Raw genomic sequence first — 25,694 nt, 5'->3', positions numbered from 1 at the left:
GGCGGGCAAGGGCGAGGCTGCGGCGCTGACAAGCCGCTGATCGCCCGCTATGGTCAAGCTGACATCGGGATCGGGGGAAGATCATGACAGCTTGTCGTTGGGCCGCCATGGCGGTGGTCGGCGGGCTTGGCGCCGTGGCTCTGTCGAGCTGCGCCACGCTCAATCAGGAACAGTGCCTTGCTGGCGACTGGGCCGGCATCGGCTATGCGGACGGCACGAATGGTTATGGACCGGGCAGGCTTTCGGCCCATCAGGAGGCCTGCGCGCGTCACGGCGTGAGCCCTGATCCGGTCGCCTGGGACCGGGGGCGTCAGCGCGGTCTGGTGGTCTATTGCACGCCCGAGAACGGCTTTCGCGTCGGAATGCAGGGCGGACGCAGCACCGGCGTTTGCCCGCGCGAGCTTGAGGCGGCCTTCAGCTATGGCATCGAGGATGGCCTGCTGGTCCATGCTGCGGTGAATCGCGTCAACGATCTGGTGCGTATCCGTGACGAGGCGGACCAGCGCGCGCGCCAGCTTGAGGCCGAGATTCGCCGCGAGGAGGATCGCCTGGCCGACAGCGCGCTGAGCGACGCCGAGCGCGATGCGGTGCGCGAGCGCCTGCGCCGCCTGCGCCGCGACCGCGACCGGGCGCTGGACGACAGCCGCGATGTCGGTCCCGAGCTGCGCTGGGCCGAGGCCGAGGTCGACAATCTGCGCTCGCGCTTCCGCCGTCAGTACGGAAGCTGGTAGCGGTCCGCGATCAGGCCGCCTTTTCCAGCGCCTCGCTCCATTGGCCGAGCGCGGCCAGGCCGTTCATGCGGGCGCGATGGGTGAAGGCATCCTGGGCCGCCTGCACATTCTCGGCCTTGCCTGACCAGGCCTTCTGCGGTGCCGCCTGCAGGGCGCGGCCATAGGAGAAGGTCATGGGCCATGGGAAGCCGCCGATGCGGTTCATGGCATCGAGATGGGCGGTGGCCTGCTCGTCGCTCTGGCCGCCTGACAGATAGGCGATGCCGGGCACGGCCGAGGGCACCGTGGCCTTGAGTGCGGCGATGGTGCGCTCGGCGACCTGCTCCACGCTGGCCTGATCGGGGCACTTCTTGCCGCTGATGACCATGTTGGGCTTGAGCACGATGCCCTCCAGCGCCACGCGAAGCTGGAACAGCTCGTCGAACACGGTCTGCAGGACCAGTCGCGTGACCTCGTCACAGCGATCCAGGTCGTGGGCACCGTCCATCAGCACTTCCGGCTCGACGATGGGCACGATGTCCGAGTGCTGGCAGATGGCGGCATAGCGGGCCAGGGCGTGGGCATTGGCCTTGATGGCGCCCCACGAGGGAATGCCGTCGGCGATGTCGATCACGGCGCGCCACTTGGCGAAGCGCGCGCCGCGGGCGCGGTCCTTCATCAGGCGCTCGGGCAGGCCGTCCAGCCCTTCGGTGATGGTCTCGCCGGGGAAGCCGGGCAGCAGCTTGGCACCCTTGTCGACCTTGATGCCGGGCACGGCACCGGCCGCCGTGATCAGCTCGACCAGGGGCGTGCCGTCTGCGGCGTTCTGATAGAGCGTCTCCTCGAACAGGATCACGCCCGAGATGTGCTCGCGCATGGCCACATCGGTGCGGAACATCAGCTCGCGATAGTCGCGCCGGTTCTGCTCGGTGTTCTCGACCCCGATGGCGTCAAAGCGCTTCTTGATGGTGCCGGTGGACTCGTCTGCGGCCAGAATGCCCTTGCCCGGCGCCACCATTGCCGTTGCCACTGCGTTAAGCGCTGCGAGATCCATGCGTGGTGTCCCCTGGGTTGTGAAGCGAGCTTTGCCGTGCGTTTCTTGTCGGGCCCGGACGCCGACCCTGAGATCTGGCCCGGACCGCTGATGGGGCCGGTCTCTAGCTGCCTTGGCCGCATTTGTCACCCGCCGGGGTGCGCAGCATGAGCGGCTGCGGGCAATCAGGCCGGTTCGCGCAGGGCCTCGACGCCGGGCAGGGCCTTGCCTTCCATCCACTCCAGGAAAGCGCCGCCGGCCGTGGACACAAAGCTCATGTCGCCGGTGACGCCCGCATGGGCCAGCGCCGCCACCGTGTCGCCGCCGCCGGCCACGGCGGTGAGCTGGCCTTCGCGCACCTTCTGGGCCACATGGCGCGCGGCGCCGACCGTGGCCTCGTCGAAGGGCGGCACCTCGAACACCCCCAGCGGGCCGTTCCAGACCAGGGTGCGCGACAGGTCGATGCCGCGCTTCAGGCGCGCCAACGTCTCTGGCCCGGCATCGAGGATCAGGTCGTCAGCGGCGATGCGATCGAGTGCGCGCACCCCCGTCTCGACGCCCGGCGCCACCGTCTTGGCCACCACCACGTCCACGGGCAGCAGCAGCTCGCAGTCGGCCGCGCGCGCGGCACTCATGATCGCGCGGGCGGTCTCGGCCATGTCCTTTTCGCACAGGCTCGCCCCGACATCGAACCCCTGCGCGTGCAGGAAGGTGTTGGCCATGCCGCCGCCGATGGCGAGGCGGTCAAGGCGCGTGACTAGGTTCTCCAGCAGGGCCAGCTTGGTCGAGACCTTGGCCCCGCCGACGATGCCGATCACGGGAGGGCTGGGATTGCCCAGCGCCAGATCGAGCGCGGCCAGCTCGCGCGCCATGGCCTCTCCGGCATAGGCGGGCAGGGCACGCGCCAGACCTTCGGTCGAGGCATGGGCGCGGTGAGCGGCGGAGAAGGCGTCGTTGACATAGATGTCGCCAAGGCGGGCCAGCTCGGCCACGAAGGCCGGATCGTTGGCCTCCTCCCCGGCGTGAAAGCGCAGGTTCTCCAGCAGGGCCAGCCCGCCGGGATCGAGATCGCTGATGACGTTGCGCGCGGCCTCGCCCAGGCAGTCTTCGGCAAAGCGCACCGGCGCGCCCAGGATCGTCTCCAGCGCGATCACCACGGGCTTCAGGCTCATGGAGGGTTCGCGTCGGCCCTTGGGGCGGTCGAAGTGGGCCAGCAGCACCACCTTTGCGCCCATGTCGCGTAGGCGCTGGATGGTCGGCACCGCCGCGCGCAGGCGCGTGTCGTCGGTCACGCGGCCCTCGCTCATGGGCACGTTGAAATCGACGCGAACCAGCGCGACCTTGCCCGCCAGAGCGGTCAGGTCATCGAGGGTGCGAAAGGGGCGGGCGGCAGTGACGGGCTTGGTCATGAGCCGCTCTATAGATCAGCAGCCCGCCGGTCGGAAAGACGGTGCGACGCCCGCGTGCGGCGGGCAGGGTTCAGGCGCCCTGTCAGGCGCCCTGAACGAAGGTCTGGACCAGGGTGCTGGCGGGAAAGGCCATCAGGGCACCGGCGGCGATGGCAACGCCATAGGGAATGTCGCCCTTGGGCTCCAGCAGGCGCGCGGGCCAACCGCCGAGCCTTGCCGCCAGCGGGGCCATGGAGCGCCGTGCCACAATCAGAAGAAGGCAGAAAGCGCCCCCGGCCAGGGCGGTCCACAGCAGGAACAGCCCCGAGCCCTGCAGCCCCAGCCACAGGCACGCCGCGGCCATCAGCTTGGCATCGCCCCCGCCGATCCAGCGCAGGGCGAACAGACCCATGCCCACCAGCAGGGCTGCAATCGCGATCAGGGTGTGCAGCCCGATCATTGCCAGCGGCAGCCCCACGATCAGGGCGACCGGGTAAAAGCCTGCGATCAGGGCCAGAGAGATCCAGTTCGGGATCGTCATGCTCGTCAGATCGCGCAGGCCCGCCACGATCACCAGTGCGGGCAGCAGGCTCAACAGGACGGGGATCAGGCTCTCCATGAGATCATCTCTCGCACAACAGTCTTAAACCGGGGTTTCAAACCTGCGTCAGGGCAGGGCCTGGAGCGAGGGCAGGCCCTGAACGCCGAGGGCCGGAGCGCTTGCGCGCCCCGGCCCCCTTCGTGACTTGAGAAATCAGGGTGGGGCTTAGCCGCCCATGCCCGTGGTGACTTCATCGAACTTGCTGCTGATGGTCGTGCCGAGCGTGGTCACGGCCGCGATGATCACGACGGCGATCAGAGCGGCGATCAGGCCGTATTCGATGGCCGTGGCACCCGACTCATCATTCATGAACTTGTTGATGAACTTCGACATCTGAGACTTCCCTTGTTGGTTTGCTGTAGCGAGCAACGCATTTCCATCACTTCGAGGATCGTTCGGTCGCCCGCTTCACCCCGTTCACGAGGGGACAATGCGGCAGGCACGCTTAATTCCAAGTAAATCACCGAAGATTTTTTCGGACATTTGATGGTTACTTGATCTTTACTGTAAACATGCGTTTACCCTAATGGGATTTAATCATGCCGACTGTCGATCAAGCCTATGAAAAGGCTGGTATTTTCCGGGAGACAAAACGGACGCGCGCTCGATTCAGTCTTTGTTATCCTGTCTGCAGCCAGACTGGCGCACGTCTCCATGAAAATGGCGCGCGCGTGCGGGCCTTGGCATCGAGACACCCACGAGCCCGATCAGGACACGAGCCATGCGCGCACGCCGCCCCCTTAACAGCCCTGCCCTCGCTCGGGCCATGCTGCTGCCCCTGCTGGCGGCGGCGCTTATGATCCTGCCCTCCATGGCCGGTAATGCTGCGGCCCAGGACGGGCGCTCGCGTGCCGTCACCGTCGAGATCGATCACTCCCTGCGTGTGCAGCTGCGCGGCTCTGCGGCCTCTGTGATCGTGGGCAATCCCGAGATTGCCGATGTGACCATCGTGGATTCGGGCACGCTCTACATCACCGGGCGGGGCTATGGCGTGAGCCAGGTCACCGCGGTGGACTCCATCGGCCGCACCCTGTTCCAGGGCGAGGTGGTGGTGACGGCACCCACCACGGGCCATGTGCGCGTCTGGCGCGGGGCCAGCGCTACGGACATGGCCTGCGCGAGCACCTGCGCGCCCAGCGTGCGCAGCGCGCCGCAATAGGGCGCGATGCTGATGACTCTGGCCCGGCGCCGCATGAATGCCCTGCGCGCACGGCGTTTTCGCGCTGACGAGAAGGGCGCGACTGCGGTCGAGTTCGCCCTGATCGCCGCGCCGTTCTTCTTCATGATGTTCGCCATTCTGGAGCTGGGCCTTGTGTTCGTGCTCAACAGCACGCTTGAGACCGCCACCATTTCCGCCGGGCGGCTGATCCGCACCGGCCAGACCCACGAGAGCGGCGCCAGCGCCGACACCTTCCGCGACGAGGTCTGCTCGCGCATGAGCATCTTTGCGCCCGACTGTGCCTCGCGCCTGCGCATCGATGTGCGGGTCATGCCCCGCTTTGCCGACACCCCGCCCGATCCCACCGCCGATGGCAGCTTCAACGAGGGCGCGCTGGTGTTCAACCAGGGCGAGGCGGGCGACATCATCCTGGTAAGAAGCTGGTACAGCCAGCCCCTGATGATTCCCTACATGTGGCACTCCCTGTCGCGCTTCGACGACGGTTCCATCTGGCTGACCGCGGCCACCGCCTTTCGCAACGAGCCGTTCTGATGGCGCGCGCGGGCACCCGGCCGGGCATGTTGAGGCGCTTCGGCAGCGACCGGCGCGGCGTCTCGGCGGTGGAATTCGCCCTGATCGCGCCGCTGATGATCGTGTTCTATTTCGGTCTGGTCGAGCTTTGTCAGGGGTTCATGGCCCTGAAACGCATGACCCACGTTTCCTCGACGGTGGCTGATCTGGCCACCCAGGAAGCGAGCCTGTCGGCGAGCGACATCACCGACCTGTTCGCGGCGGGCAATGTCATCATGGCGCCTTTTCCCACACCGGCCCTGTCCCAGCGCATCAGCAGCGTCAGCGTGGACGCCAACGGCGTGGCGCGCATCGACTGGAGCCGCGGCCAGGGCATGAGCGCGCGCGCGGCAGGCTCGACCGTCACGGTCCCTGCGGGCCTGGTCGAGAACGGCGAGAGCCTGATCATGACCGAGGTCAGCTATGACTACGACTCGGCCATCGACTACATCGTCAAGGGCATCACCCGCTTTTCGCACACCTACTATCTGCGCCCGCGCGTCTCGGACAAGGTGACGCTGCGCTGACACCCCCCTGCTGCCCCCCTGCTGGCAGCCCGTGCTGACAGCCCGTTGGCAAAACGCCGGTTTCCGGGGAGCCGCATTGAGCGCGGCGCGTTTGCGTGATAGCGCCCTGCGCCCGGTGCAAGCTGTGCCGTGATCCCGGGAGGCTGCCTGAAAGGGTCACCGGGTGGCAACCGGGCGCGGACGGGAGGGCGTCATGGCGAACAGACTGGCCGAAGCCGTCACCCGGCTGTCCCGCAGGTCCAAGCTGGCCATTCAGGCGCTGGCGGATGCGGGGCTGGTGTGCGTCGCGCTGATCGTGGCGATGTGGCTGCGTCTCGACAGCCTGCTGTTCCTGCTCCTGCCCCGGTTCTGGCTGGTATTCCCGGTGGCGGTACCGATCTGTCTGGTGGTGTTCACCTGGTTCGGTTTCTATCAGTCCGTCGTGCGCTATGCCTCCATCGCGCGCATGGCGCGGCTGCTAGTTCCCGGCGTGGGCATCTCGGCCCTGTGCATTGGATTCAGCTCCTACATGCTGGGGCTGCCCGTGCCGCGCTCGGTGCCGATCATCTTCGCCTTTCTGATCTTTGGCGGCATCATCGGGCTCAGGCTGCTGGCGCGTGCCGCCCTGACGCGCACGCCCCGCCAGACCCGCCAGCGGGTGCTGATCTATGGCGCGGGCAATGCCGGGCGCCAGCTCGTCGCCACCCTGGCGCGTTCTCCCGAATATCTGCCGGTCGCCTTTGTCGATGACGACGAATCCCTTCAGGGCCTGATGGTCGAGGGCATGAGGGTGCATTCGGGTGCCGAGCTGGCCCATGTGATCGCGCGCCAGCAAATTGATGTTGTCATGCTGGCCACGCCCAGCGCGTCGCGCTCGCGCAGGGCGGCCATGGTCGCGCGCCTCGAGCCTTTGTCGGTCAAGGTCCAGACCATTCCCGGCATCGCCGATCTGGTCGAGGGGCGATCCAGCGTCAGCGAGGTGCGCAACATCGCCATCGAGGACATTCTCGGCCGTGATCCCGTCGCGCCTGACCCGGGGCTGATGGCGGCGTGCATTGCGGGCAAGGCCGTGCTGGTCACCGGGGCGGGCGGCTCCATCGGCGCCGAGCTGTGCCGTCAGATCGTGCGCCAGCGCCCGCGCCTGCTGGTGCTGTTCGAGGTCAGCGAGTTCGCCCTCTATGCCATCCATACCGAGCTGACCCGCACTCTCGCGCGCATGGGCGAGCCGGAGGCCCGGGCGGTGCCGGTGCTGGGCACGGTGACGGACCGGGCGCGCCTCTCGCAGATCATGGAGGCGTTCGGTATCGAGACCGTCTATCACGCCGCAGCCTACAAGCACGTGCCGCTGGTCGAGAACAATGTGGCCGAGGGCGTGCGCAACAATGTGCTGGGCACGGCAGCGTGCCTTGATGCGGCGCTGGCGGCAGGGGCCGAGACCTTCCTGCTGGTGTCCACCGACAAGGCCGTGCGCCCCACCAATGTCATGGGTGCCAGCAAGCGCATGGCCGAGCTGGTCTGTCAGGCCCGCGCCTCCGAGGGCGTGGCCACGCGCATCTGCATGACGCGATTCGGCAATGTGCTGGGCTCGTCCGGCTCGGTCATTCCGCTGTTCCGCCGCCAGATCGAGAGCGGCGGGCCGCTCACAGTCACCGATCCCGAGATCACCCGCTATTTCATGACCATCCCCGAGGCGGCCGAGCTGGTGATCCAGTCCGGCACCATGGCGCGCGGCGGTGATGTGTTCGTGCTGGAGATGGGCGAGCCGGTGCGCATCGTCGATCTGGCCGAGCGCATGATCCGGCTGGCGGGCTATGTGCCCCGGCGCATGGATGCGGGGCTCAAGGCCGCCACGCTCAGCCGCGACACCATCGATGTGGTGTTCACCGGCCTGAGGCCGGGCGAGAAGCTGTACGAGGAACTGCTGGTGGACGAGGCGGCCCGGCCCACCTTGCATCCACGCATCATGACCGCTGCCGAGCCGCACCTGCCGTGGAGTGAGCTTCAATCCGTGCTGGAGGCGCTGGCCGAGGCGTGCGAGCGCAACGACGCCGCCGCGATCTGCCGCCTGCTCACCCAGTCCAGCACCGGCTATGTCGGCAGCAGCGGCCAGTCCGACCTCTTCGCGTCCCGCATCATGACGGCCCCGCCGCGCGGGCCGACGCTGATCATCGACAATCCCGATACCCGTCGCCCGGCCTGAGCCCTCAGTCCGGGCTTGCGTCGCGGCCCTGGTAGCCTTGCAGGATAGCCAGATGGACGGTGCGGTGCTCGCCCCCGCCCAGCTCCAGCTCATAGGCGCGCCACGGCGATGAGACATCAAAGCGCTGTGCGCTCCAGCGCGCGGGATCGAGCGCCATGCCCAGCATCAGGCGCGTCTCGGCAGACGTCAGGGGCGCGTCGATCTCGGCCTGGCTGTCCGCTCTGCCGTGCGAGGGCAGGATCAGCAGGCCCGGTCCCCCGGGGGTGCCAAAGTGTGCACGGCCGTAATAGCGCAGGGCATTGTAGGTAAAGCGGTCGTCGACGACGATGGCTGCCGGCTCTCCCAGGCTGTCGGCACCGGACAGGGCCAGACGGGTGGTCGCCTCCCAGCCGCGCGCGCGCTTGAAGCTGCCCGCAAGGCCGATGGCATCGGCGAGCGAAGGCAGGCAGGCAGCCAGTATGAACACGGCGGCGATGGCGGCTTGCGGGATCACGATCGCCGCCTTGAGGCGCCGCTGCACCTGCTGCCCGCGCGCGAGTATATAGTGGGCCACCAGCACGCTGGCGGGCACATAGGCCGCCGCCGCCCAGTTGGCGTGGGCGCGAGAGAGCAGGGCCTGAACCGTCACGATGACAATCGGCACCAGGGCGAGGGTGAGCAGCAGGCTGGCGCGTGGCTCCAGCTTGCGCCTGCGCGCAGCCATCACCGACAGCATCGCAAGAATGGCAAAGGGCACAGGGCCGAACACGCCGAACTGGCTGGCCAGAAACTCCAGCATCTTCAGCGGATGAAATAGCGCCCCAGCCGTCCAGTTGGCGTTGTCTGCGGTGTGGGACACGGTGGCGAAGTCGTTGAGCGCGTTCCAGATCAGATTGGGCGCGATCAGCAGCAAGGTGGCGAGCGCGGCGACCATCACGCGCCCCGCGCTCCAGAAAAGCCCCCGGCTGCGGTGGACGATGGCGTGCAGCACCAGGCCTGCCAGAAAATACAGCGCTGCGTATTTCGACAGGAGTGCCAGGCCCAGAGCGATTCCCAGCGCCAGTGCCGGAGCAGGGCCATGGCCTGCGCCCCCCCGGGTCTCCTCGTCGCGCCAGCCAAGGCAGGCGCTCGCCCACAGGGCAAGGCTGAGCGCGCACAGCAGCGCCGCATCGGTCGAGGCGACCCCGGCCGAGAGCTGCACGCCCGGCATCAGGCTGTAGATCACCGCTGCCCACAGGCCCGTGCGTGCATCGAACAGGCGCTCGCCGGCCTTGAACAGGGCCAGGGCGGCGATGGCGTGCAGCAGGGGCGATGACAGGCGCACGAAGGGCTCGGAATCCCCGCCCAGCGCCGTGGTGCCCGCGATCAGCCAGGCGATCAGGGGCGGCTTGGAATAATAGCCGAGCGCGGGCGACTGGGCCCAGACCCAGTACTGCGCCTCGTCCGGGTACAGCTCGAGCGGTGTGACGAACAGGGCGATCAGGCGCGCCAGCGTCAGCGCGCCCACCAGCAGCAGAGTCGCGTGCCAGGGTGCGATCAGGGGGCTGTGTGGCGTCAATGCCGCAGTCGGGCCGCTGGCATCGGCGCGGCCCCGAAAGCCCTTTGCGATGAAAGATATGAGCCTTGTCATGGCTGTCGCCTAGCATGTCGGCGTGACGGATTCAGGTGTGGCGGTGACGACACGGCGGGTGCGCTGTCATCGGACTGTCATGCAACTGTCGCCCGAGCTTTCAAGAGCGGGCCTAAACGGGGGGCAATACAGGCGGGCATGTGTCCGGGCTGTGGGGCGGTCGCGTCCAATCATCGAAAGCTGGGTCTGGCACTGACGCTCGGGCCTTCACTCAAGGGGATACCTTATCATGTCGAACCGCAAGCGCGCGTTCTGGGCCTCCACGGCCCTCATGGGTGGTGTGCTGATGGCTTCGGGCGCCTTCGCCCAGTCGTCGGGTACCGTCGCCGTCGAGGAAACCACTGCGGTTTCCGAAGTGGTCATCACCGGCACGCGCGGCCCGCGCAGCGTCGACGGCACGATCGTCGCCGAGACCATCGCCAAGACCCGCTCGACCATCACCCAGGAATACATCTCCACCCAGGCCCCCGGCCAGACGGTGATCCAGTCGCTGAACCTGGTCCCCGGCGTGACCTTCACCAACTCCGACCCCTACGGTTCGTCGGGCGGCAACCTGGTGATTCGCGGCTTCGACGGCAACCGCATCTCGCTGACCTTTGACGGCATCCCGCTGAACGACACCGGCAACTACGCCATCTATACCAACCAGCAGCTCGACCCCGAGCTGATCGAGCGCGCCGCGGTCAACCAGGGCACCACCGACGTGGACAGCCCCACCGCCTCGGCCGTTGGCGGTACCGTGAACTATGTGACGCGCCGTCCCAGCGTCGAGCCCGGCCTGACGCTCGTGGGCTCGCTCGGCTCGTTCAACTATCAGCGTGGCTTCGCCATGTTCGACACGGGCGAGTTCGGCCCGTGGGGCACGCGCATGTTCATCGCCGGTTCGGCCCAGAACTATGACAAGTTCAAGGGTCCGGGCAACCTCTACAAGCGCCAGTTCAACGCCCAGATCTTCCAGGACCTCGGCGGCCAGAACAACTACGCGAGCCTGTCGTTCCACTGGAACCGCAACCGCAACAACTTCTACAACAACTTCTACAACATGGCCCTGTTCGAGGCCGAAGGCCCGTTCCCCGAGAACGACCAGGCCTGCCGCCAGCCGATCCCCGGCGCCGGCGCCCAGAACTCGAACACCCAGTCGAGCTTCGTGCGCTGGGACGGCACCACCGGCACCGGCAGCTGCACCAACTACTACAACCTGCGCATCAACCCGTCTGACACGGGCAACATCCGCGGCCGCTTCAGCTATGCGGTGCTGCCGAACCTGCGCTTCACCTTCGACCCCTCGTTCCAGTACGTCATGGCGAACGGCGGCGGCTTCACCACCATCGCCGAGACCGACGGCCGCCTGCGCGGCTCCTCGGCTGCGGCCGGTGTGGACCTGAACGGTGACGGCGACCTGCTGGACAACGTGTCGATCTACACGCCCTCCAACACCAACACCCGTCGCTACGGCGTGCTGACCTCGCTGATCTGGGACATCGCGCCCAGCCAGCGCGTCCGTGTCGCCTACACCCGCGACTACGGCCGTCACCGTCAGACGGGCGAAGCCTGCTTCTACGACTTCGCCATGAACCCCTGCTCGGTTTACGGCGGCAAGCAAGGCTGGGGCCGTCCCGAGCAGCGCGTGATGACTGCCGACGGCAGCTTCTACCGCTCGCGTGACCGCTTCTCGATCGCCGAGCTGAACCAGCTGGCCTTCGAGTACCGCGGCCAGTTCTTCAGCGACGCCCTGTCGGTGTGGCTGGGGGTGCGCCGTCCGGTCCTGGACCGCGAACTGAACCAGTACTGCTTCTCGCAGAACGGCACGACCAACGTGCGCTGCACCACCGAGACCCCGAACGCCACGCTGGCCAACGGCAACGTGACCTTCGCAAGCACCGGCACCACCCAGTGGGTTGCCCCCTATTCGCAGGACTTCCGCTTCCAGCGCACCCTGCCGAACGTGGGCGCCACCTTCCGCTTCGCCGACTATCACTCGGTCTATGCGTCCTACGCTGAAAGCCTGTCGGCACCCCGCACCGACAACCTCTATCAGCCGACGCGCAACGCTTCGGGCGGTCTGAGCTTCTCGAGCGCCCAGCCCGAGACCAGCCAGACCTTCGACTTCGGCTACCGCTTCACCAGCCCGACCATCATTGCCACGCTGGGCTTCTGGCACTCCGAGTTCCAGAACCGCATCGTGTTCGCCTTCGACGAGGTCTTGGACCGCGTCGTGGACCGCAACGTGGGCGACGTGATCCTGCGCGGTGTGGACGCCCAGCTCGGCTGGCAGGTCAGCCCGACCATCAGCCTCTATGCCTCTGCTTCCTACAACGACAGCGAAGTACAGGACGACCTGCTGCTGGGCACCACCCCGGTCCAGACCTTCCTGCCCACCGGCGGCAAGCGTCTGGTCTCGACGCCCGAGTGGACCTTCGCCCTGCGCGGCTCCTGGGCCGTGACCGACAACTTCACCGTTGGTCTGCAAGGCAAGTACACCGGTGACCGCTTCACCACCGACGTCAACGACGAGATTGCTCCGGCCTACACGGTCTGGGATCTCGACGCCCGCTACGACCTCGGTCAGGTGTTCGGCATCCGCGATGCCTCGCTGCAGCTGAACGTCATCAACCTGTTCGACGAAATCTACCCCGCCAACATCTCGACCGGCACCAATGCCCTGCCGGTGGAAGTGGCGCCGGGCGTGATCCGCTCGGGCAGCCCGCGCACCGCCTCGCTGGGCGCGCCGCGCACGGTGATGCTGTCGCTGCGCACGCGCTTCTAAGCGACGCGCAAGTCAGAGACGAAGAGCGAGGGCGGTCCGGCAACGGGCCGCCCTTTCTCTGTTGCGGTGGCGCTTTGGGGCGTGGACGCCTCCTGCTAGGGTCATTGAAACGCCCGCGCCGAGACGCTATCTGCGCGGCCCCGACATTTCGTGCCCTTCGGAGTCTTCATGACATCCCTTCGCGTGCCCGCCGAATGGGCACCCCAGAAAGCCATGTGGATCGGCTGGCCCAGCCATGAAGACCTCTGGGCGGACGACCTTGCGCCTGCGCGCGCGGAGGTGGCGGCCCTCGCCCGCGCCGTTGCCGGGCCGGGGCGCGTGCCGGTGCGCCTTCTGTGCGGCAGCGACGAGGGACTGAGCCGTGCGCGGGCGACCTTTGCGAAGGATGCGGACATAGAGGTGGTGCCGGGGCGCTTCGGTGACATCTGGCTGCGCGACACCGGCCCGATCTTCTGCCTCGGCGAGGACGGCTCCGTGGCCAGTGCCTTTCGTTTCAACGGGTGGGGCGGCAAGTATGACCTGCCCCATGACGACGAAGTCGCCGCCCGCATCGCGGATCACGCGGGCGCACCCCTTCGTCAGAACGATTTCATCATGGAAGGCGGCGCACTCGATCATGACGGGCGCGGCACGATCCTGACCACGCGCCAGTGCCTGCTGAACCCCAATCGCAACGCGCGCTGGACAGAGGCGGATGCGCAGCGCGCTCTAGCCGACAGCCTCGGCGCGCGGCGCGTGATCTGGCTGGGCGATGGTCTGGTCAACGATCACACCGATGGCCATGTCGACAATCTGGCCCGCTTCGTGGGCGAGAATCTGGTGGCCTGCCCGGTGGCCAGCGGCGATGACGACCCCAATGCCGACATCTATGAGGCGGCGGCCCGTGACATCAGCGCGGCGGGCCTCGGTGTGGTGCGCATCCCCTCGCCGGGGCGGGTGGAGGACGAGGACGGAGAGATCGTTCCGGCCAGCCACATGAACTTTCTGATTACCGATGGCGCGGTGATCGTGCCGACATATGGCAACGAGAGTGCCGCGCGCGCGGCGTGCAACGCCCTGGCGATGGTCTTTGGCGACCGCCAGATCATTCCTCTGCCCTCCAGCGCCATCCTGACCGGCGGGGGCTCGTTCCACTGCATCTCCCAGCAGGAGCCGCTTGCATGACCCGCACCCTGTCCGTGGCCGCCATCCAGACCGCATACGGCGAGGACCTGCAGGACAACATCGCCCGCACGATCGCCTTCGTGCGCGAGGCCGCCGGTCGCGGCGCCCAGGTGATCCTGCCGTCCGAGCTGTTCCAGGGCCCCTATTTCTGCGTGCATCAGGAAGAGCGCTGGTTCGCCCATGCCCATCCGTGGCGCGAGCACCCTTGCGTGAGCGCGCTCTCGCCGGTGGCCGCCGAGCTGGGCGTCGCCATTCCGGTGTCGATCTTCGAGCGCGAGGGGCCGCACTATTACAACTCGCTGGTCATGCTCGATGCCGATGGCAGCGCGCTGGGCGTCTATCGCAAGAGCCATATCCCTGACGGGCCGGGCTATCAGGAGAAGTACTATTTCCGCCCCGGCGATACGGGCTTTCGCGTGTGGCAGACGCGCTTCGGGCGCGTGGGCGTGGGCATCTGCTGGGACCAGTGGTACCCCGAGAGCGCGCGCGCCATGATGCTGATGGGCGCGGACGTGCTGATGTATCCCACCGCCATTGGCTCCGAGCCCCACGACGACAGCCTCGATACCGCCGAGCCGTGGCGCCGGGCGATGCAGGGCCATGCCGTCTCGAACGTGGTGCCGGTGGTGGGCGCCAACCGCATCGGCTTCGAGCAGGTCGCAGGCCCCGGTCAGACCTTCTACGGCTCCAGCTTCATCGCCGACCACAGGGGCGATCTGGTCGAGAGCTTCGGGCGCGAGGACGAGGGCGTGCTGGTGCACAGCTTCGATCTCGATTTCCTCGACCGCCACCGCGCCGCATGGGGCTTTTTCCGCGACCGGCGCACGGATCTCTACGGGCGGCTGGTCAGCCCGCAGGTCTGAGGGCGTAATCCTCGGCCGCACATCCCGGCGAGGTGAGGCCGCGCGCGCGCGCCTCGGCCAGCTCGACCCTGGCCGCTTCCAGATCGGCGCGGAAAGTCTGGTCGCGCAAAAGGGCGTCAAACAGGGCCTCGCCCAGCGCCTGACCGGCGGCGACGTCGGCGGGATAATGCAGGGCACAGACCGCGCGGCTGTGGCCGATCTCCTGGCCGATGCGCCGCGCCTCCCCCGCGCGATCAGGGGCCAGCTCAGCCACGATCCGCCCCCACAGTGCCCCGATGGTGGCATGGCCTGACGGGTGCGAGGCGCTGGCGCGAAGCGCATCGTCGGCACGGATGCACGGCTCGAAGCCCTCAGCGATGGGGCGGGCGCGGTGCCCGCGTGCCTTGGCCGCTTCCGAGGCGGCAGAGGCATCGCGCAGGGTGCGGGTCATCAGGCGAAGAAGCGCGGGCGGCGGATCGGCGGCCAGGCGCGTGCCGAGGGTGCAGTCGAAATGCTGGACGGCAAGGGCGGGGCGCACCTCGGCATGGGTCTGGGCCAGCAGCACCCGCTGGGGAGAGGCACGGGCCAGCAGCGCCTCCAGCGCGGCGCGATCGGCCTGTGCCTGGGCAGAGCCGGACGCCGGTGGCAGGGGCGTGCGCGCGGCGAGGGCTGCGATCGCCTCGGCATCGAGATAGCCTGCGCTGTCCGAAGCCTGAGGGACAGGTGGGGCCGGAAACTCGGGCAGGGGCGCGCAGGACGCCGCCAGCGCCAGTGCGGCGAGAAGCCCGGCTGCGCGTTTCACTCCGCGTCGCTCCATGCAAGGTCCACGACCGTGCCCTCGTCGGTCGGCCGCGCCATGACCAGCACCTCGATGCCGCGCTCGGCCTCGCGCGCGCCCAACACGCGGGTGTCGCCCTGGGACAGGACCGCAGCGACATCGAGCCCGGCCTCCTCGACCGAGCGGCGATAGAACTCGATCACGGCCTCGGGGCTGTCGCTGGTGACGAGGGTCAGTGTCTCGGTGCCGCCCTCGCTCTGTTCACGCTGCACACGTGCGGCCGGATAGAGCGGGGCATAGGCCGGACGCGCAGGCACGCTGGCCGAGGCTGGGCTGGATGTGCCTTCGGATGCCGCGTCGCGCGCATCTTCGCTGCCGCCCCCGCCAGCCCCGTTACCAGACGCGGAGGCAGGCGACCCGACAGGGGCCTCGCCGGTCCTGCTCGCGCTGTCCGGGGCCTGATCGCTACAGGCACCGAGCAGGGCAAGCGCCCCGACGCAGACGACCATGCAGGCATCAAGGCTGAAGGGTCTGGAGATCATGGGTCACCATTACGCGCCGGGCGGGCGCAATCCTTGCGCGGTGTCCAGCCTGGACGGGCCGCGCTGCGGCACACTGCCCCGCCTGCCCGGCGGGCACAAGGGGTCGAAATCGCGCGGGAAAAAGCCTCAGCCGGTGGCGGCGTCCGCCCCGCGCTGGTCCGAGGTGTCGTCCTCGCCGGTGTTGGTGACGGACTGTTCGGCGCTCACGCCTCTGCGGCGGGGATCAGTGCCCTGCCGCGCCATGGCCTCGCCCTGTTCGCGCAAGGCCTCGTCGATGATCTTCTGGTCGCTGTCGTCCTCGTGGCCGCTGGCCGCGCCGCCGCGCAGCGATCCTGCGCGCGTGTCCGACCCGCCGTTGCTGCCCGACAGCGCTTCATCGACCGTGCTGCGCAGGGCGTCGGGCTTGCGGCCCGTGTCGGACTTCTCGCCCGTCATGTCCGCCTCGCGAGCGTCCTCGCAGATGTCCTCGCTCTTGCCGTCCTGAGCGGTGCTCATGCTCTGGCTCCATAAAGAAAATGCGCGCCCGATGAGTCGAGCGCGCAACTTCCTCGCAGGTTCCCGGACGCGATGGCCGGATCAGCCGAGCAGCTCAGCCGAACAGCTTCTGCCAGCGGGGCTTCTCGCGGCCCTTCCAGGCCCCGCGATGATAGGCATCCGAGCCGATCAGGGGCACCACGGTGGTGGCTTCGGCGAACACCATCTGCTCAAAGGTGGTCGCCACCTTGCCCCAGCTCGCCGCCTCCTTCAGCGTCGAGGACGAGCAGGCGCCGTCACGCACGTCGGCCACCGTGATCTGCACGGCGTATTTGTGCATGTCCGCCTCGATGCCGAGGATCTCGGCGCACACCACGGTGTCCTGGGCAAAGTTCTTGGGCACGCCGCCACCGACCATGAACAGACCCGTGGTGCCCGCCGCGATCTTGATGTCGGTCAGTTCGCGGAAATCGGCGATGGCATCGAGCATCATATAGGGCTGGCCCGCAGCGGCGCGCTCCTTCTGATGCTTGACCAGGCCGAAGCCCGCCGAAGAGTCGACGAAGGCGGGGCAGAAGATCGGCACGCCTTCCTCGTAGGCGGTCTGGATCAGGCTGCCGGGCTTCTTGGCGTTGCCCTCGGACAGCCACTTGCCCATCTCCCAGATGAACTCGCGCGAGGAATAGCCGCGCGGCTCCAGCCGGTTGGCGATCTCGTAGATGGTGTGATCGCAGGCCTGAAGCTCTTCCTCGTCGATGTAGGTGTCATAGATGCGGTCGATGTAGTGCTCGCGCAGCACGTTGTCGTCGACGGGACCGGCGGCCTGATAGTGCTTGAAGCCCAGGGCCTCGAAGAAATCCATGTCCACGATGGAGGCGCCCGTGGCGACCACGGCGTCGATCATGCCGAACTTCACCATGTCGCGGTAAACGTGCATGCAGCCGCCCGCGGACGTCGAGCCGGCCAGGATCAGCCACGGCGAGCAGTCCCTGTCTTCCAGCGCCATGTTGAAGATGTCGGCGGCGCGGGCCGTGTCGCGCGAGGAGAAGCTCATCTTGCGCATGGCATCGATGATCGGGCGCGCATCGAAGCTGGTGATGTCGATGTGCTCGACGGTCTTCTGAAGCAGCTCGGCCTTGGTGTTGGGCGTAACGGGTGCGTTCATCTCGCGGGTTTCCCTTTGGTTTGAGCGCCCGTCGTCAAGGGGTTTGCAGCGGCCCGGACGGCGCGACGGACCGCTGCTTTGAGGGTTTCAGTCTATACGCGCTCTCGCGACGGTTCAGCGACGGCGCGACTTCCTCTGGCCCGCCTTGCCCTTGGGGCGCGACAGGCGCACGACCTTGCGGGCCTGCTCCTCGGCCGTGGTGCGCACGGTCGGGATGGAGCGCGGCGCCAGACCATAGAGCGAAGCCATGGGTGCATCCTCGACGATGGCGATGTCGTGCTCGCCATAGCCGTTGAAGCCGGTGGTCATGGCCACCCCATAGGCGCCCAGCATGCCGATCTCGATGAAGTCGCCCTCATCCATGTCGGCAGGCAGGTGGAAGGGACCGGGCATATGGTCGATGGAATCGCACGTCGGCCCGTAGAAGCGGAACGGCTTGAGATCGCCGCTGGCCTCGCCGCCCTTCACCCTGTCAGGGCGCACCAGCTTGGTCGGGAAGGGCCAGCGCGCGTGCGTCGCATCGAACAGCGAGCCATAGGCACCGTCGTTCAGATAGAGCGCATCGCCCTTGCGCAGGTCCACGCGCGCCAGCACCGAGGTGGACTCGGCCACCAGCGCGCGGCCCGGCTCGCACCACAGCTCGGTGGTCTCGGAGACCGGCATCTCGGCAAAGCCGCGATGGATGGCGTCCATGTATTCGCTCATGTCCGGCGGCACCATGCCCGGATAGACCGACGGAAAGCCGCCGCCCACGTCCACGATGTCCACGAACACGCCTGCGCGGGTGATGGCGCGGCTGATCTGGGCCATGGCCGCCTCATAGGCGGACGGGCGCATGCACTGGCTGCCGACATGGAAGCTGACGCCCATCAGCCCGTCGCGGACCGCGCGGCGCGTGGCCAGCAGCAGGGCGGGGGCCTGATCGGGAGACACGCCGAACTTGCCCGACAGTGTATAGGCGGCGCCATCGGCCGAGACGGCCATGCGCACGACCAGGTTCAGATCGCCCGCACCGCCGGTGGCGTCGAGAATCTTCTGAAGCTCCTCGTGGCTGTCGAGGGCAAAGGTGCGCACGCCGTGATCGAAATAGGCGCGCGTGATCGCAGAGCGGCTCTTGACCGGATGCATGAAGGCCAGACGCGCTTCAGGCATGACGGAGCGAACCAGCTCGATCTCGGCCATGGACGCCACATCGAACGCGTTCACGCCCGCCTTCACGAGGGTTTCAATCACCCAGCGCGAAGGGTTCGCCTTGACCGCGTAGAAGACGTCGCCGTTGAAATTGTCCTGGAACCAGCGCGCCGCTACGGCCACCACGCCCGGTCGCACGAGGGCGACAGGACGCTCCGGGGACCGCTCGCGGACCAGGTCCAGGGGCATATGGTACGTGTGCAATTCACGTAACCCCCTGCAAGTTGTTGAACCCAGACCGGCGTTAGCAGCGCAATGAGGACACGGGGTCCGCCGGAACGCGCGACATAAGGAACCCGGCCCCCGATGTAAAGAGGTAATTTCATGGCAAGGACGCGCGCGGCCAAGGCCGGGCAGGCTTTGCGCGGTCGCGAGACGGCCTGTTCGCATCCCATTCCGGCACCATCGCCCATGCCTGTGCGTTAGCTCTCCTCAAGGGCGCAAGTCAGGGCGGTATGCACCATGGAAAAGTGGCAGTTCTTCTGGCGCAGGCTGAGAAAGCAGCTGTGGTTCCGGGCGTCGCTCTATGGCGCGGTGGGCATCATCACGGCGCTGGCCGCCGTGCTGGGCGCACCCTTCGTTCCCGAGGCCATGGCCGAGCGTCTGGGCGGGGAGTCGGTCGAGGCCATACTGACGATCCTGGCCTCGAGCCTGCTGGCGGTGGCGACCTTCTCGCTGGGGGCCCTGGTGACCGCCTATACCTCTGTCAGCGGTGCGATAAGCCCGCGCGTCGCCAGTCTGGTCACCGGTGACGAGGGCTCCCAGAGGGCGCTGGCCACCTTCATCGGCGTGTTTCTCTATGCGATCGTCGGGGTCACGGCGGTCAATGCCAACTATTATGGTGCCGAGGGCCGCGCGATCATCTTCGTGGTCAGCCTCGCGGTGGTGGCGCTTGTGGCCTTTCGCCTGCTGGCCTGGATCAGCCGCCTGTCGCGTCTCGGGCGCATGGGCCAAATCCTCCACCAGGTCGAGAGCGAGACGCGCGCGGCCATGGAGCACCGGCTGAAGGCCCCTCGCCTTTGCGGGGCCGAGGGCCAAGTCGAGGGCGGGCGCGAGGTGACCTCTGTCCACACCGGCTATGTCCAGAACATTGACCCGAACAGCCTGTGTTCGCTGGCACGCAAGGGTGACTTTGATGTCGAGATCCTCGCCATGCCGGGCCAGTTCGTCTTTGCCGGTGAGCCGCTCGCCCGCATCTCGCGCGCCGAGGTCGACAGGAGGGTGATCGACAAGCTGGCCGGGGCCTTCACTCTGGGTGAAGCGCGCACCTTCGAGCAGGATCCCCGCTTTGGCCTCGTGGTGCTGTCCGAGATTTCCGCGCGCGCCCTGTCGGCAGGGGTCAACGACTATGGCACGGCCATCGAGGTGATCGGTGTGCAGGCCCGCCTCATAAACCTCTGGGTCAGCGGGCGCGCGAAGGTGCGCCCCGAGCCGCCGCTGGAGCGCCTCTACGGCCCGGCCCTGTCCGAGGCGGACATGATCGACGATGCCTTTACCGCCACGGCCCGCGACGGGGCCGGTGACGTGGCCGTGGCCACGCGCCTTCAGAAGCTGCTCGCGGCGCTTGAGGCCCATGTCGGGCGTGAGGAGGTGCCGGGGGGAACCGCTGCCGGGGCCATTGCCGCCATGCGCAGGCAGGCCCTTGAGCGGGCCATGGCCGAACTGAGCTACGAGGATGACAGGGCACGGGTGCGGGCGGCGGCGGCTCACGCGAGCGGCTGACGCGCGGCTGATGCGGCTGCGAGTCCAATGCCGCCTTTTCTGCGCGCAAGCGAGGCGCACGAATCTGGTGGCAGGCCAGTGGGCATACTGGACTTCGCGCAGGCGGGCTGTCATTAACCCGTCATTCGCGCTCGCTAATCGTGGGCGCTGGCCCAAGAGCACTCACGTCCAGCCCTCCAAGCCCCTCCTTGCGCGCCTCACGAACCGCAGAGCCTGATCCGCAAAGCCCATACCATGAGTTCAACTCCCGCCGCCGTTGCCCTCGTGCGCGACGTGTCGAAGACATACGGTAAGAACAAGGCGCTCGATAATGTCAGCGTCGAGGTCATGCCAGGCGAGATGGTCGCCCTGATCGGACCGTCCGGCTCGGGCAAGTCGACCCTGCTGCGCTCGATTACCGGCCTCATCCCGATCGATTCCGGCAAGGGCTATATCGAGGTGTTCGGCGAGCGGGTTCAGCAGAACGGACGCACCACCAGCCAGGTGCGTCGCGCTCGCGCCAGGCTGGGCTTCATCTTTCAGCAGTTCAATCTGGTCGGGCGCCTGTCGCTCTTCGCCAATGTGATGCTGGGCGCTCTGGGGCGCCTGCCCCTGTGGCGCGGTCTGCTGGGCCGCTGGCCCGAGGAAGACAAGCTGCGCGCCATGGCCGCCCTGCACCGCGTGGGCGTGGCCGACTATGCCGCCCAGCGCGCCAACACCCTCTCGGGCGGCCAGCAGCAGCGCGGTGCCATTGCCCGCGCCATCGTCCAGGGCGCCCAGGCGATCCTGGCTGACGAGCCGGTGGCTTCGCTCGATCCGGTCTCGGCGCGCAAGGTCATGGAGCAGCTGGTCGAGCTGAACAGCCGCGACAACATGGGCGTGATCGTCACCTTGCACCAGGTCGACTACGCCATCCGCTACTGCAAGCGCGTGATTGCGCTGCAAAAGGGTCGCATCGTCTATGACGGGCCCAGCTCCGGTCTCGACAAGCAGACCCTGATCGGAATCTACGGTCCCGAGTTCGAGGACGCCTTCTGGGAAACCCAGGCATGAGCCGCCGCCATACCGTCCCGGCCCTGATCGCCACCGTTCTGGTGGCCCTGATCGTGTCGACGCCCTTCAGCACCCTGTTCGGTCAGGGCGTCACCGGCGGCCTGCTGGCCGGAGCCGTGGCCCAGACGCCGTCCTCCCAAACGCCCGCCCCGGCCATTCCCGCGCCTTCGGCGGCATCGGGCGAGCTGTCCGAAAGCTCGCGCCGCGGCATCGTGTTCTCGGTGCTTTCGGCCGAGGGCCAGACCGCGTCCGGCCCCCTGTGGGAGCCTCTGCTGGAGGACATGGAGCGCGCGCTCGGCGTGCCGGTCTCCACGCGCTTTGGCACCAACTACAATACCCTGATCGAGGCCATGCGATTCAACCAGACCCAGGTGGGCTGGTTCTCGGCCCTGCCGGCCTTGCAGGCGGTGGACCGCGCCCAGGGCGAGGTGATCGCGCGCACCGTCGATCTGGAGGGGCGCGATTCTTATGTCTCGACCCTGATCGTGCGGCGCGGGTCGGGCATCACGCTCGATGACGTGCTGCGCTGCGACCGTTCGCTGACGTTCGGTCTTGGTGATGCCCAGTCCACCTCGGGCACGCTGGCGCCCATGACCTTCCTGTTCAGCCCGCGCAACATCAATCCGACCCAGTGCTTTGCCACCGTGCGCTCGGCCAACCACCAGGCCAACTCGCTGGCCGTGGCCACCGGCGTGGTCAATGTGGCCACCTCGAACTCGGTCAACACCGTTTTTCTCGAGCGCCGCAACCCCGAGATCGCCGCCCAGATCGAGAACATCTGGGAATCGCCGCCGATTCCTGAGTCCGGCATCGTTCTGCGCGCCGATCTCGATCCCGTGCTGAAGGAGCGCATCCGCGCCTTCTTCCTGACCTACGGCAAGGGCGATGGCCCCGAGGCGGCCCGCCAGCGCGAGATTCTCGCCAACCTCAACTATTCCGAGTTCCGCGAGGCTGACGACAGCTACCTCGACCCCATCCGCGCCATGCGCGAGGACCAGCAGCGCCGCGAGGCGGCCGAGGGCGAGAGCCGCGAGCCGTTCCGGCCCACCACCGGCTTCTGGGTGCTGGTGGCCGTGGTCGCCGGGGCCCTGCTGATCGCCATCGGCGGCAGCGTGGCAAAGCGCCTGTTCCCGGCAAAGGCCCCCGCTGCGCCCGTCGCGCGCGATCCGGCCGAGATTCCGCCTCCGCCCGTCAAGTCGCTGTCGTCGTGGATGATGGACATCGTGCTGTGGGGCGGTCTGGCCATCGTGCTGGCGCTCAGCTTCCAGCGCGTCGAGCTTCAGAACATCACGCGCCTGTTCAGCGAGACCGAGAACGTCCGCATCTATGGCCGGGACTTCCTGAACCCGGACTTCTCGAACTGGCAGATCCTGGTGCAGCAGATGTGGCTGACAGTGCAGATCGCGCTGTGGGGCACCTTCCTTGCCGTGTTCCTCGGTGTGCCTCTGGGCCTGCTGGCCGCGCGCAACATCGCACCCGACTGGATTGTCTGGCCGGTGCGCCGCGTGATGGACGTGCTGCGCTCGGTGCCCGACCTGGTCATGGGCACCTTGTTCATCGTCGCCGTGGGCCTCGGCCCGCTGGCGGGCGTGCTGGCCATCGCCTTCAACACGGCGGGCGTGCTGGCCAAGCTGTTCTCGGAGGCCGTGGAATCGATTGACCACGGCCCCGTGGAGGGCGTGCGCGCCACCGGCGGCCAGCGGCTGCACGAGATCGTCTGGGGCGTGATCCCCCAGGTTGCGCCGCTGTGGACCTCTTTTGCCCTGTATCGCTTCGAGTCCAACAGCCGCGCGGCCACCGTGCTGGGCCTGATCGGGGCGGGCGGCATCGGCCAGCTTCTGTTCGAAAGCATCCAGGCCTTCGACTATCGTCTGGTGTCGGCCATCGCCATCGTGATCGTCGTGGCCGTGACCCTGATCGACATGCTGTCACAGATGATGCGTAAGCGTCTGCTGTGATCGCACCTCAAACCATCGTCTGACGCCTCAAGGGAGAGACCGAGATGAAACGCCTTGCTGCCCTCGCCGCCGTGCTGGCCACGGCCCTGATCGTGGCGCCGCAGGGCGAGGCCCAGGCCACGCGCAACTATGTGTGGGCGGCGGGCTCCTCGACGGTCTTTCCCTTCACCACCCGCGTGGCCGAGAACTTCCAGCGCCGCTCGGGCGGACCTGCGCCCCAGGTCGAGGCGCTGGGCACGGGCGGGGGCATCCGCGCCTTCTGTTCGGGCATCGGTGCCAGCACGCCTGACATCGCCAATGCCTCGCGCCAGATGCTGCCCAGCGAGTTCGACGAGTGCCGCCGCAACGGCGTGACCGACATCATCGAGCTGCAGATCGGCTATGACGGCATAGTCATCGCCACGGCCCGCAACGGGGCCGATTTCGATTTCCAGCTCGAGCACCTCTATCTGGGGCTGGCGCGCGAGGTGCTGCGCGGGCGCGAGATCGTGCGCAATCCCTACACCAGCTGGGATCAGATCGGCGGGCTGTCCATGCCGGGTACGCGCATCCAGGTCTATGGCCCGCCGCCCACCTCCGGCACCCGAGATTCCTGGCTCGAGCTGGGCATGGAAGCGGGCGCGCGCAGCGAGCGGTTCCCCACCCTTCAGGCCCTGCGCGCCAGCGATGGCGCACGCTTCACGGCCATCTCCCACACCCTGCGCGAGGATGGGGCCTGGATCGATGCGGGCGAGAACGACAACGCCATCGTCCAGACCCTGACGCGCACGCCCGGCGCACTCGGCGTGTTCGGTTTCTCGTTCCTGGCCCAGAACCGCGAGGCGGTGAAGGCGGCCACGATCAATGGCGTTGCGCCCAGCCTCGAGACCATCGCGTCGGGCGAGTATCCGATCTCGCGCTCCATGTTCATCTATGTGAAGGCCCAGCACATCGGCGTCATTCCGGGCCTGGCCGAGTTCGTGGACGAGTACATGTCCGATGCCTCGGCAGGGGCGGGCGGCTATTTGCAGGATCGTGGCATCGTGCCCATGCTGCCGGGTCTGCTGGCGGAAATGCAGGGCCGGGCGCGCAGCCGCACCCTGATGACGCGGCCCTCGGGAAGCTGAGCGTCATCCAGACCGAATCCCAGGGGCGCCGGAGCGATCCGGCGCCCTTTTTTCATGAGCGGCGGCCGGGTTTCAGGCGGCGCGGCGGCGCGTGCGTGCCAGGCGGCGCAGACGCCGCCAGAAGCGGGTCTTCTCGGCCTCGGGGTAGGGCTTGAGGTTCTGCACGAACTCCTCGGCGCAGGCCCGCCAGCTGAAGCGCTCGGCATAGGCACGCACCGTGGCGCGGTCGAGATCGAGGCAGGCCATGCAGGCCTTTTGCAGGTCATCGTCGATCACGCCGGCGTTGGAGCCGGGAATGATGTCGATAGGCCCGTGGGCTGGATAGGCGGCCACCGGCGTGCCCGTGGCCATGGCCTCCAGGATCACCAGTCCGAAGGTGTCGGTCCAGCTCGGGAACACGAACACGTCCGCATCGCGGAAGCACCGCGCCAGTTCCTCGCCGAAGCGTGCGCCAAGGAACTTCGCGTCGGGATAGGCGGCTTCAAGGTCCGCGCGGGCCGGGCCGTCGCCCACCACGATCTTGGTGCCGGGCAGGTCGAGCTTGAGGAACGCCTCGATGTTCTTCTCGACCGCGACGCGCCCGACGTTGAGCCAGAACGGCCGCGGCCAGTCCGCGCCGCCCAGCTCGGCATAGATGGGCTCAAGAGCGGGGTTGAACAGCTCGGTGTCCACGCCCCGCGTCCACGGCGAGACGTTCTTGAAGCCGTGGGACTCCAGCTCGTCGCGCAAGGTGGGCGTGGCCACCATCAGGCGCCCTGACGGCTTGTGGAACCACTTCATGTAGGCGTAGCCGACCTGCACCGGGATCGGGAAGCGCGCCGAGACGTATTCGGGGAACTTGGTGTGATAGCTGGTCGTGAACGGCAGCTTCCATTCCACACAGATACGCCGCGTGGCGATGCCGATCGGCCCTTCGGTGGCGATGTGGACCGCCTCGGGCTCGAAGGCGCGCAGGCGCTCGCGGATTTCCTCCTCGGCCCCGAGCGCCAGCCGGATTTCGGGGTAGGTGGGGCAGGGAATGGTCTTGAACTGGCCCGGATGGATCACCTCCATCTCGTGACCCATGGCCTGACACTCCGCGATGGTGCGAGTCAGGGTGCGGACGACGCCATTGACCTGGGGCTCCCAGGCATCAGTGGCCAGAACGATACGCATGCGCCTTGACGCCTCACGTTGT

23 protein-coding genes and 1 pseudogene are annotated in these 25,694 nt (G+C 67.6%); 13 read left to right on the top strand and 11 right to left on the bottom strand.

Features of this window, described 5'->3' with window-relative positions:
• The first annotated feature begins 83 nt into the window (after positions 1-83).
• Complete coding sequence (locus ACK4E3_RS06275; RefSeq protein WP_409697908.1) at positions 84-731, top strand: DUF2799 domain-containing protein; 648 nt, start codon at positions 84-86, stop codon at positions 729-731.
• 10 nt (positions 732-741) lie between these two features.
• On the opposite strand, the gene ACK4E3_RS06270 is transcribed toward ACK4E3_RS06275, so the two are convergent.
• From ACK4E3_RS06270 to ACK4E3_RS06255, 4 genes are all read right to left on the bottom strand, one after another.
• Positions 742-1,764: a class I fructose-bisphosphate aldolase gene (locus ACK4E3_RS06270; RefSeq protein WP_409697905.1), complete on the bottom strand. Its 1,023-nt coding sequence runs from the start codon at positions 1,762-1,764 to the stop codon at positions 742-744.
• 164 nt (positions 1,765-1,928) lie between these two features.
• A complete protein-coding gene (locus tag ACK4E3_RS06265) occupies positions 1,929-3,152 on the bottom strand; it encodes a phosphoglycerate kinase (RefSeq protein WP_409697902.1) in 1,224 nt (407 codons plus the stop codon).
• Between the two features lie 82 nt (positions 3,153-3,234).
• Entirely contained in the window at positions 3,235-3,750 is a 516-nt protein-coding gene (locus tag ACK4E3_RS06260; protein ID WP_409697899.1) for a prepilin peptidase, read from the bottom strand.
• Positions 3,751-3,897: 147 nt separating this feature from the next.
• On the bottom strand, positions 3,898-4,065 hold the full coding sequence (locus tag ACK4E3_RS06255) for a Flp family type IVb pilin (protein ID WP_409697896.1): 168 nt from the start codon (positions 4,063-4,065) through the stop codon (positions 3,898-3,900).
• Positions 4,066-4,453: 388 nt separating this feature from the next.
• On the opposite strand from ACK4E3_RS06255, the gene ACK4E3_RS06250 reads away from it, so the two are divergent.
• The 4 genes from ACK4E3_RS06250 (at position 4,454) to ACK4E3_RS06235 (ending at position 8,167) form a co-directional block, all read left to right on the top strand.
• Entirely contained in the window at positions 4,454-4,891 is a 438-nt protein-coding gene (locus ACK4E3_RS06250) for a pilus assembly protein N-terminal domain-containing protein (RefSeq protein WP_409697893.1), read from the top strand.
• A gap of 12 nt (positions 4,892-4,903) precedes the next feature.
• Positions 4,904-5,443 (top strand): TadE/TadG family type IV pilus assembly protein, encoded by a 540-nt coding sequence (locus ACK4E3_RS06245; RefSeq protein ID WP_409697890.1) that lies wholly within the window; start codon positions 4,904-4,906, stop codon positions 5,441-5,443.
• Complete coding sequence (locus ACK4E3_RS06240) at positions 5,443-5,988, top strand: TadE/TadG family type IV pilus assembly protein (RefSeq protein WP_409697886.1); 546 nt, start codon at positions 5,443-5,445, stop codon at positions 5,986-5,988. The genes ACK4E3_RS06245 and ACK4E3_RS06240 overlap by 1 nt, the downstream gene beginning before the upstream one ends.
• A gap of 193 nt (positions 5,989-6,181) precedes the next feature.
• Positions 6,182-8,167 carry a polysaccharide biosynthesis protein gene (locus ACK4E3_RS06235; protein WP_409697884.1) on the top strand — a complete coding sequence of 662 codons (1,986 nt, stop codon included), beginning with the start codon at positions 6,182-6,184 and terminating at the stop codon, positions 8,165-8,167.
• Between the two features lie 4 nt (positions 8,168-8,171).
• On the opposite strand, the gene ACK4E3_RS06230 is transcribed toward ACK4E3_RS06235, so the two are convergent.
• The gene (locus ACK4E3_RS06230) at positions 8,172-9,776 is read right to left on the bottom strand and encodes an ArnT family glycosyltransferase (RefSeq protein ID WP_409697881.1); all 1,605 of its coding nucleotides are present in this window, start codon (positions 9,774-9,776) and stop codon (positions 8,172-8,174) included.
• A gap of 229 nt (positions 9,777-10,005) precedes the next feature.
• Between ACK4E3_RS06230 and ACK4E3_RS06225 the strand changes: the two genes are divergently transcribed.
• The 3 genes from ACK4E3_RS06225 (at position 10,006) to aguB (ending at position 14,570) form a co-directional block, all read left to right on the top strand.
• Positions 10,006-12,543 (top strand): TonB-dependent receptor, encoded by a 2,538-nt coding sequence (locus ACK4E3_RS06225; protein ID WP_409697878.1) that lies wholly within the window; start codon positions 10,006-10,008, stop codon positions 12,541-12,543.
• Positions 12,544-12,711: 168 nt separating this feature from the next.
• Positions 12,712-13,707, top strand: a complete 996-nt coding sequence (locus tag ACK4E3_RS06220; RefSeq protein ID WP_409697875.1) for an agmatine deiminase family protein — start codon at positions 12,712-12,714, stop codon at positions 13,705-13,707.
• On the top strand, positions 13,704-14,570 hold the full coding sequence (aguB, locus tag ACK4E3_RS06215; protein WP_409697872.1) for an N-carbamoylputrescine amidase: 867 nt from the start codon (positions 13,704-13,706) through the stop codon (positions 14,568-14,570). The genes ACK4E3_RS06220 and aguB overlap by 4 nt, the downstream gene beginning before the upstream one ends.
• On the opposite strand, the gene ACK4E3_RS06210 is transcribed toward aguB, so the two are convergent.
• The 5 genes from ACK4E3_RS06210 to ACK4E3_RS06190 form a co-directional block, all read right to left on the bottom strand.
• Entirely contained in the window at positions 14,554-15,351 is a 798-nt protein-coding gene (locus ACK4E3_RS06210) for a PA-phosphatase (RefSeq protein ID WP_409697869.1), read from the bottom strand. The genes aguB and ACK4E3_RS06210 overlap by 17 nt on opposite strands.
• Positions 15,348-15,869 carry a hypothetical protein gene (locus ACK4E3_RS06205; RefSeq protein ID WP_409697867.1) on the bottom strand — a complete coding sequence of 174 codons (522 nt, stop codon included), beginning with the start codon at positions 15,867-15,869 and terminating at the stop codon, positions 15,348-15,350. Before ACK4E3_RS06205 ends, ACK4E3_RS06210 begins: the two co-directional genes overlap by 4 nt.
• Positions 15,870-15,995: 126 nt before the next feature.
• Positions 15,996-16,364 carry a ribonuclease gene (locus tag ACK4E3_RS06200; protein ID WP_409697864.1) on the bottom strand — a complete coding sequence of 123 codons (369 nt, stop codon included), beginning with the start codon at positions 16,362-16,364 and terminating at the stop codon, positions 15,996-15,998.
• A gap of 94 nt (positions 16,365-16,458) precedes the next feature.
• Positions 16,459-17,508, bottom strand: a complete 1,050-nt coding sequence (locus ACK4E3_RS06195; RefSeq protein WP_409697861.1) for a 1,9-bis(guanidino)-5-aza-nonane synthase — start codon at positions 17,506-17,508, stop codon at positions 16,459-16,461.
• A gap of 114 nt (positions 17,509-17,622) precedes the next feature.
• Positions 17,623-18,903 carry a type III PLP-dependent enzyme gene (locus ACK4E3_RS06190; RefSeq protein ID WP_409697858.1) on the bottom strand — a complete coding sequence of 427 codons (1,281 nt, stop codon included), beginning with the start codon at positions 18,901-18,903 and terminating at the stop codon, positions 17,623-17,625.
• A 258-nt stretch (positions 18,904-19,161) separates the two neighbouring features.
• Between ACK4E3_RS06190 and ACK4E3_RS06185 the strand changes: the two genes are divergently transcribed.
• The 5 genes and pseudogenes from ACK4E3_RS06185 (at position 19,162) to ACK4E3_RS06165 (ending at position 24,517) form a co-directional block, all read left to right on the top strand.
• Entirely contained in the window at positions 19,162-20,421 is a 1,260-nt protein-coding gene (locus tag ACK4E3_RS06185; protein ID WP_409697855.1) for a DUF2254 domain-containing protein, read from the top strand.
• Positions 20,422-20,655: 234 nt separating this feature from the next.
• Positions 20,656-21,453, top strand: a complete 798-nt coding sequence (gene phnC / locus ACK4E3_RS06180) for a phosphonate ABC transporter ATP-binding protein (protein ID WP_409697852.1) — start codon at positions 20,656-20,658, stop codon at positions 21,451-21,453.
• Positions 21,450-22,403, top strand: a pseudogene (gene phnD / locus ACK4E3_RS06175) (phosphate/phosphite/phosphonate ABC transporter substrate-binding protein); the annotation flags it as partial. The gene phnC and the pseudogene phnD, both read left to right, overlap by 4 nt.
• A gap of 264 nt (positions 22,404-22,667) precedes the next feature.
• Positions 22,668-23,411 carry a phosphonate ABC transporter, permease protein PhnE gene (gene phnE / locus ACK4E3_RS06170; protein WP_409701131.1) on the top strand — a complete coding sequence of 248 codons (744 nt, stop codon included), beginning with the start codon at positions 22,668-22,670 and terminating at the stop codon, positions 23,409-23,411.
• A gap of 44 nt (positions 23,412-23,455) precedes the next feature.
• The gene (locus ACK4E3_RS06165) at positions 23,456-24,517 is read left to right on the top strand and encodes a substrate-binding domain-containing protein (RefSeq protein ID WP_409697849.1); all 1,062 of its coding nucleotides are present in this window, start codon (positions 23,456-23,458) and stop codon (positions 24,515-24,517) included.
• 72 nt (positions 24,518-24,589) lie between these two features.
• On the opposite strand, the gene ACK4E3_RS06160 is transcribed toward ACK4E3_RS06165, so the two are convergent.
• The gene (locus ACK4E3_RS06160) at positions 24,590-25,672 is read right to left on the bottom strand and encodes a glycosyltransferase family 4 protein (protein ID WP_409697846.1); all 1,083 of its coding nucleotides are present in this window, start codon (positions 25,670-25,672) and stop codon (positions 24,590-24,592) included.
• Positions 25,673-25,694 lie beyond the last annotated feature (22 nt).

Source organism: Brevundimonas sp. (genome assembly GCF_046299595.1).
GTDB lineage: Bacteria > Pseudomonadota > Alphaproteobacteria > Caulobacterales > Caulobacteraceae > Brevundimonas.
The sequence above is the reverse complement of the archived record's forward strand: the minus strand, read 5'-3'. Positions and strand labels throughout refer to the sequence as shown.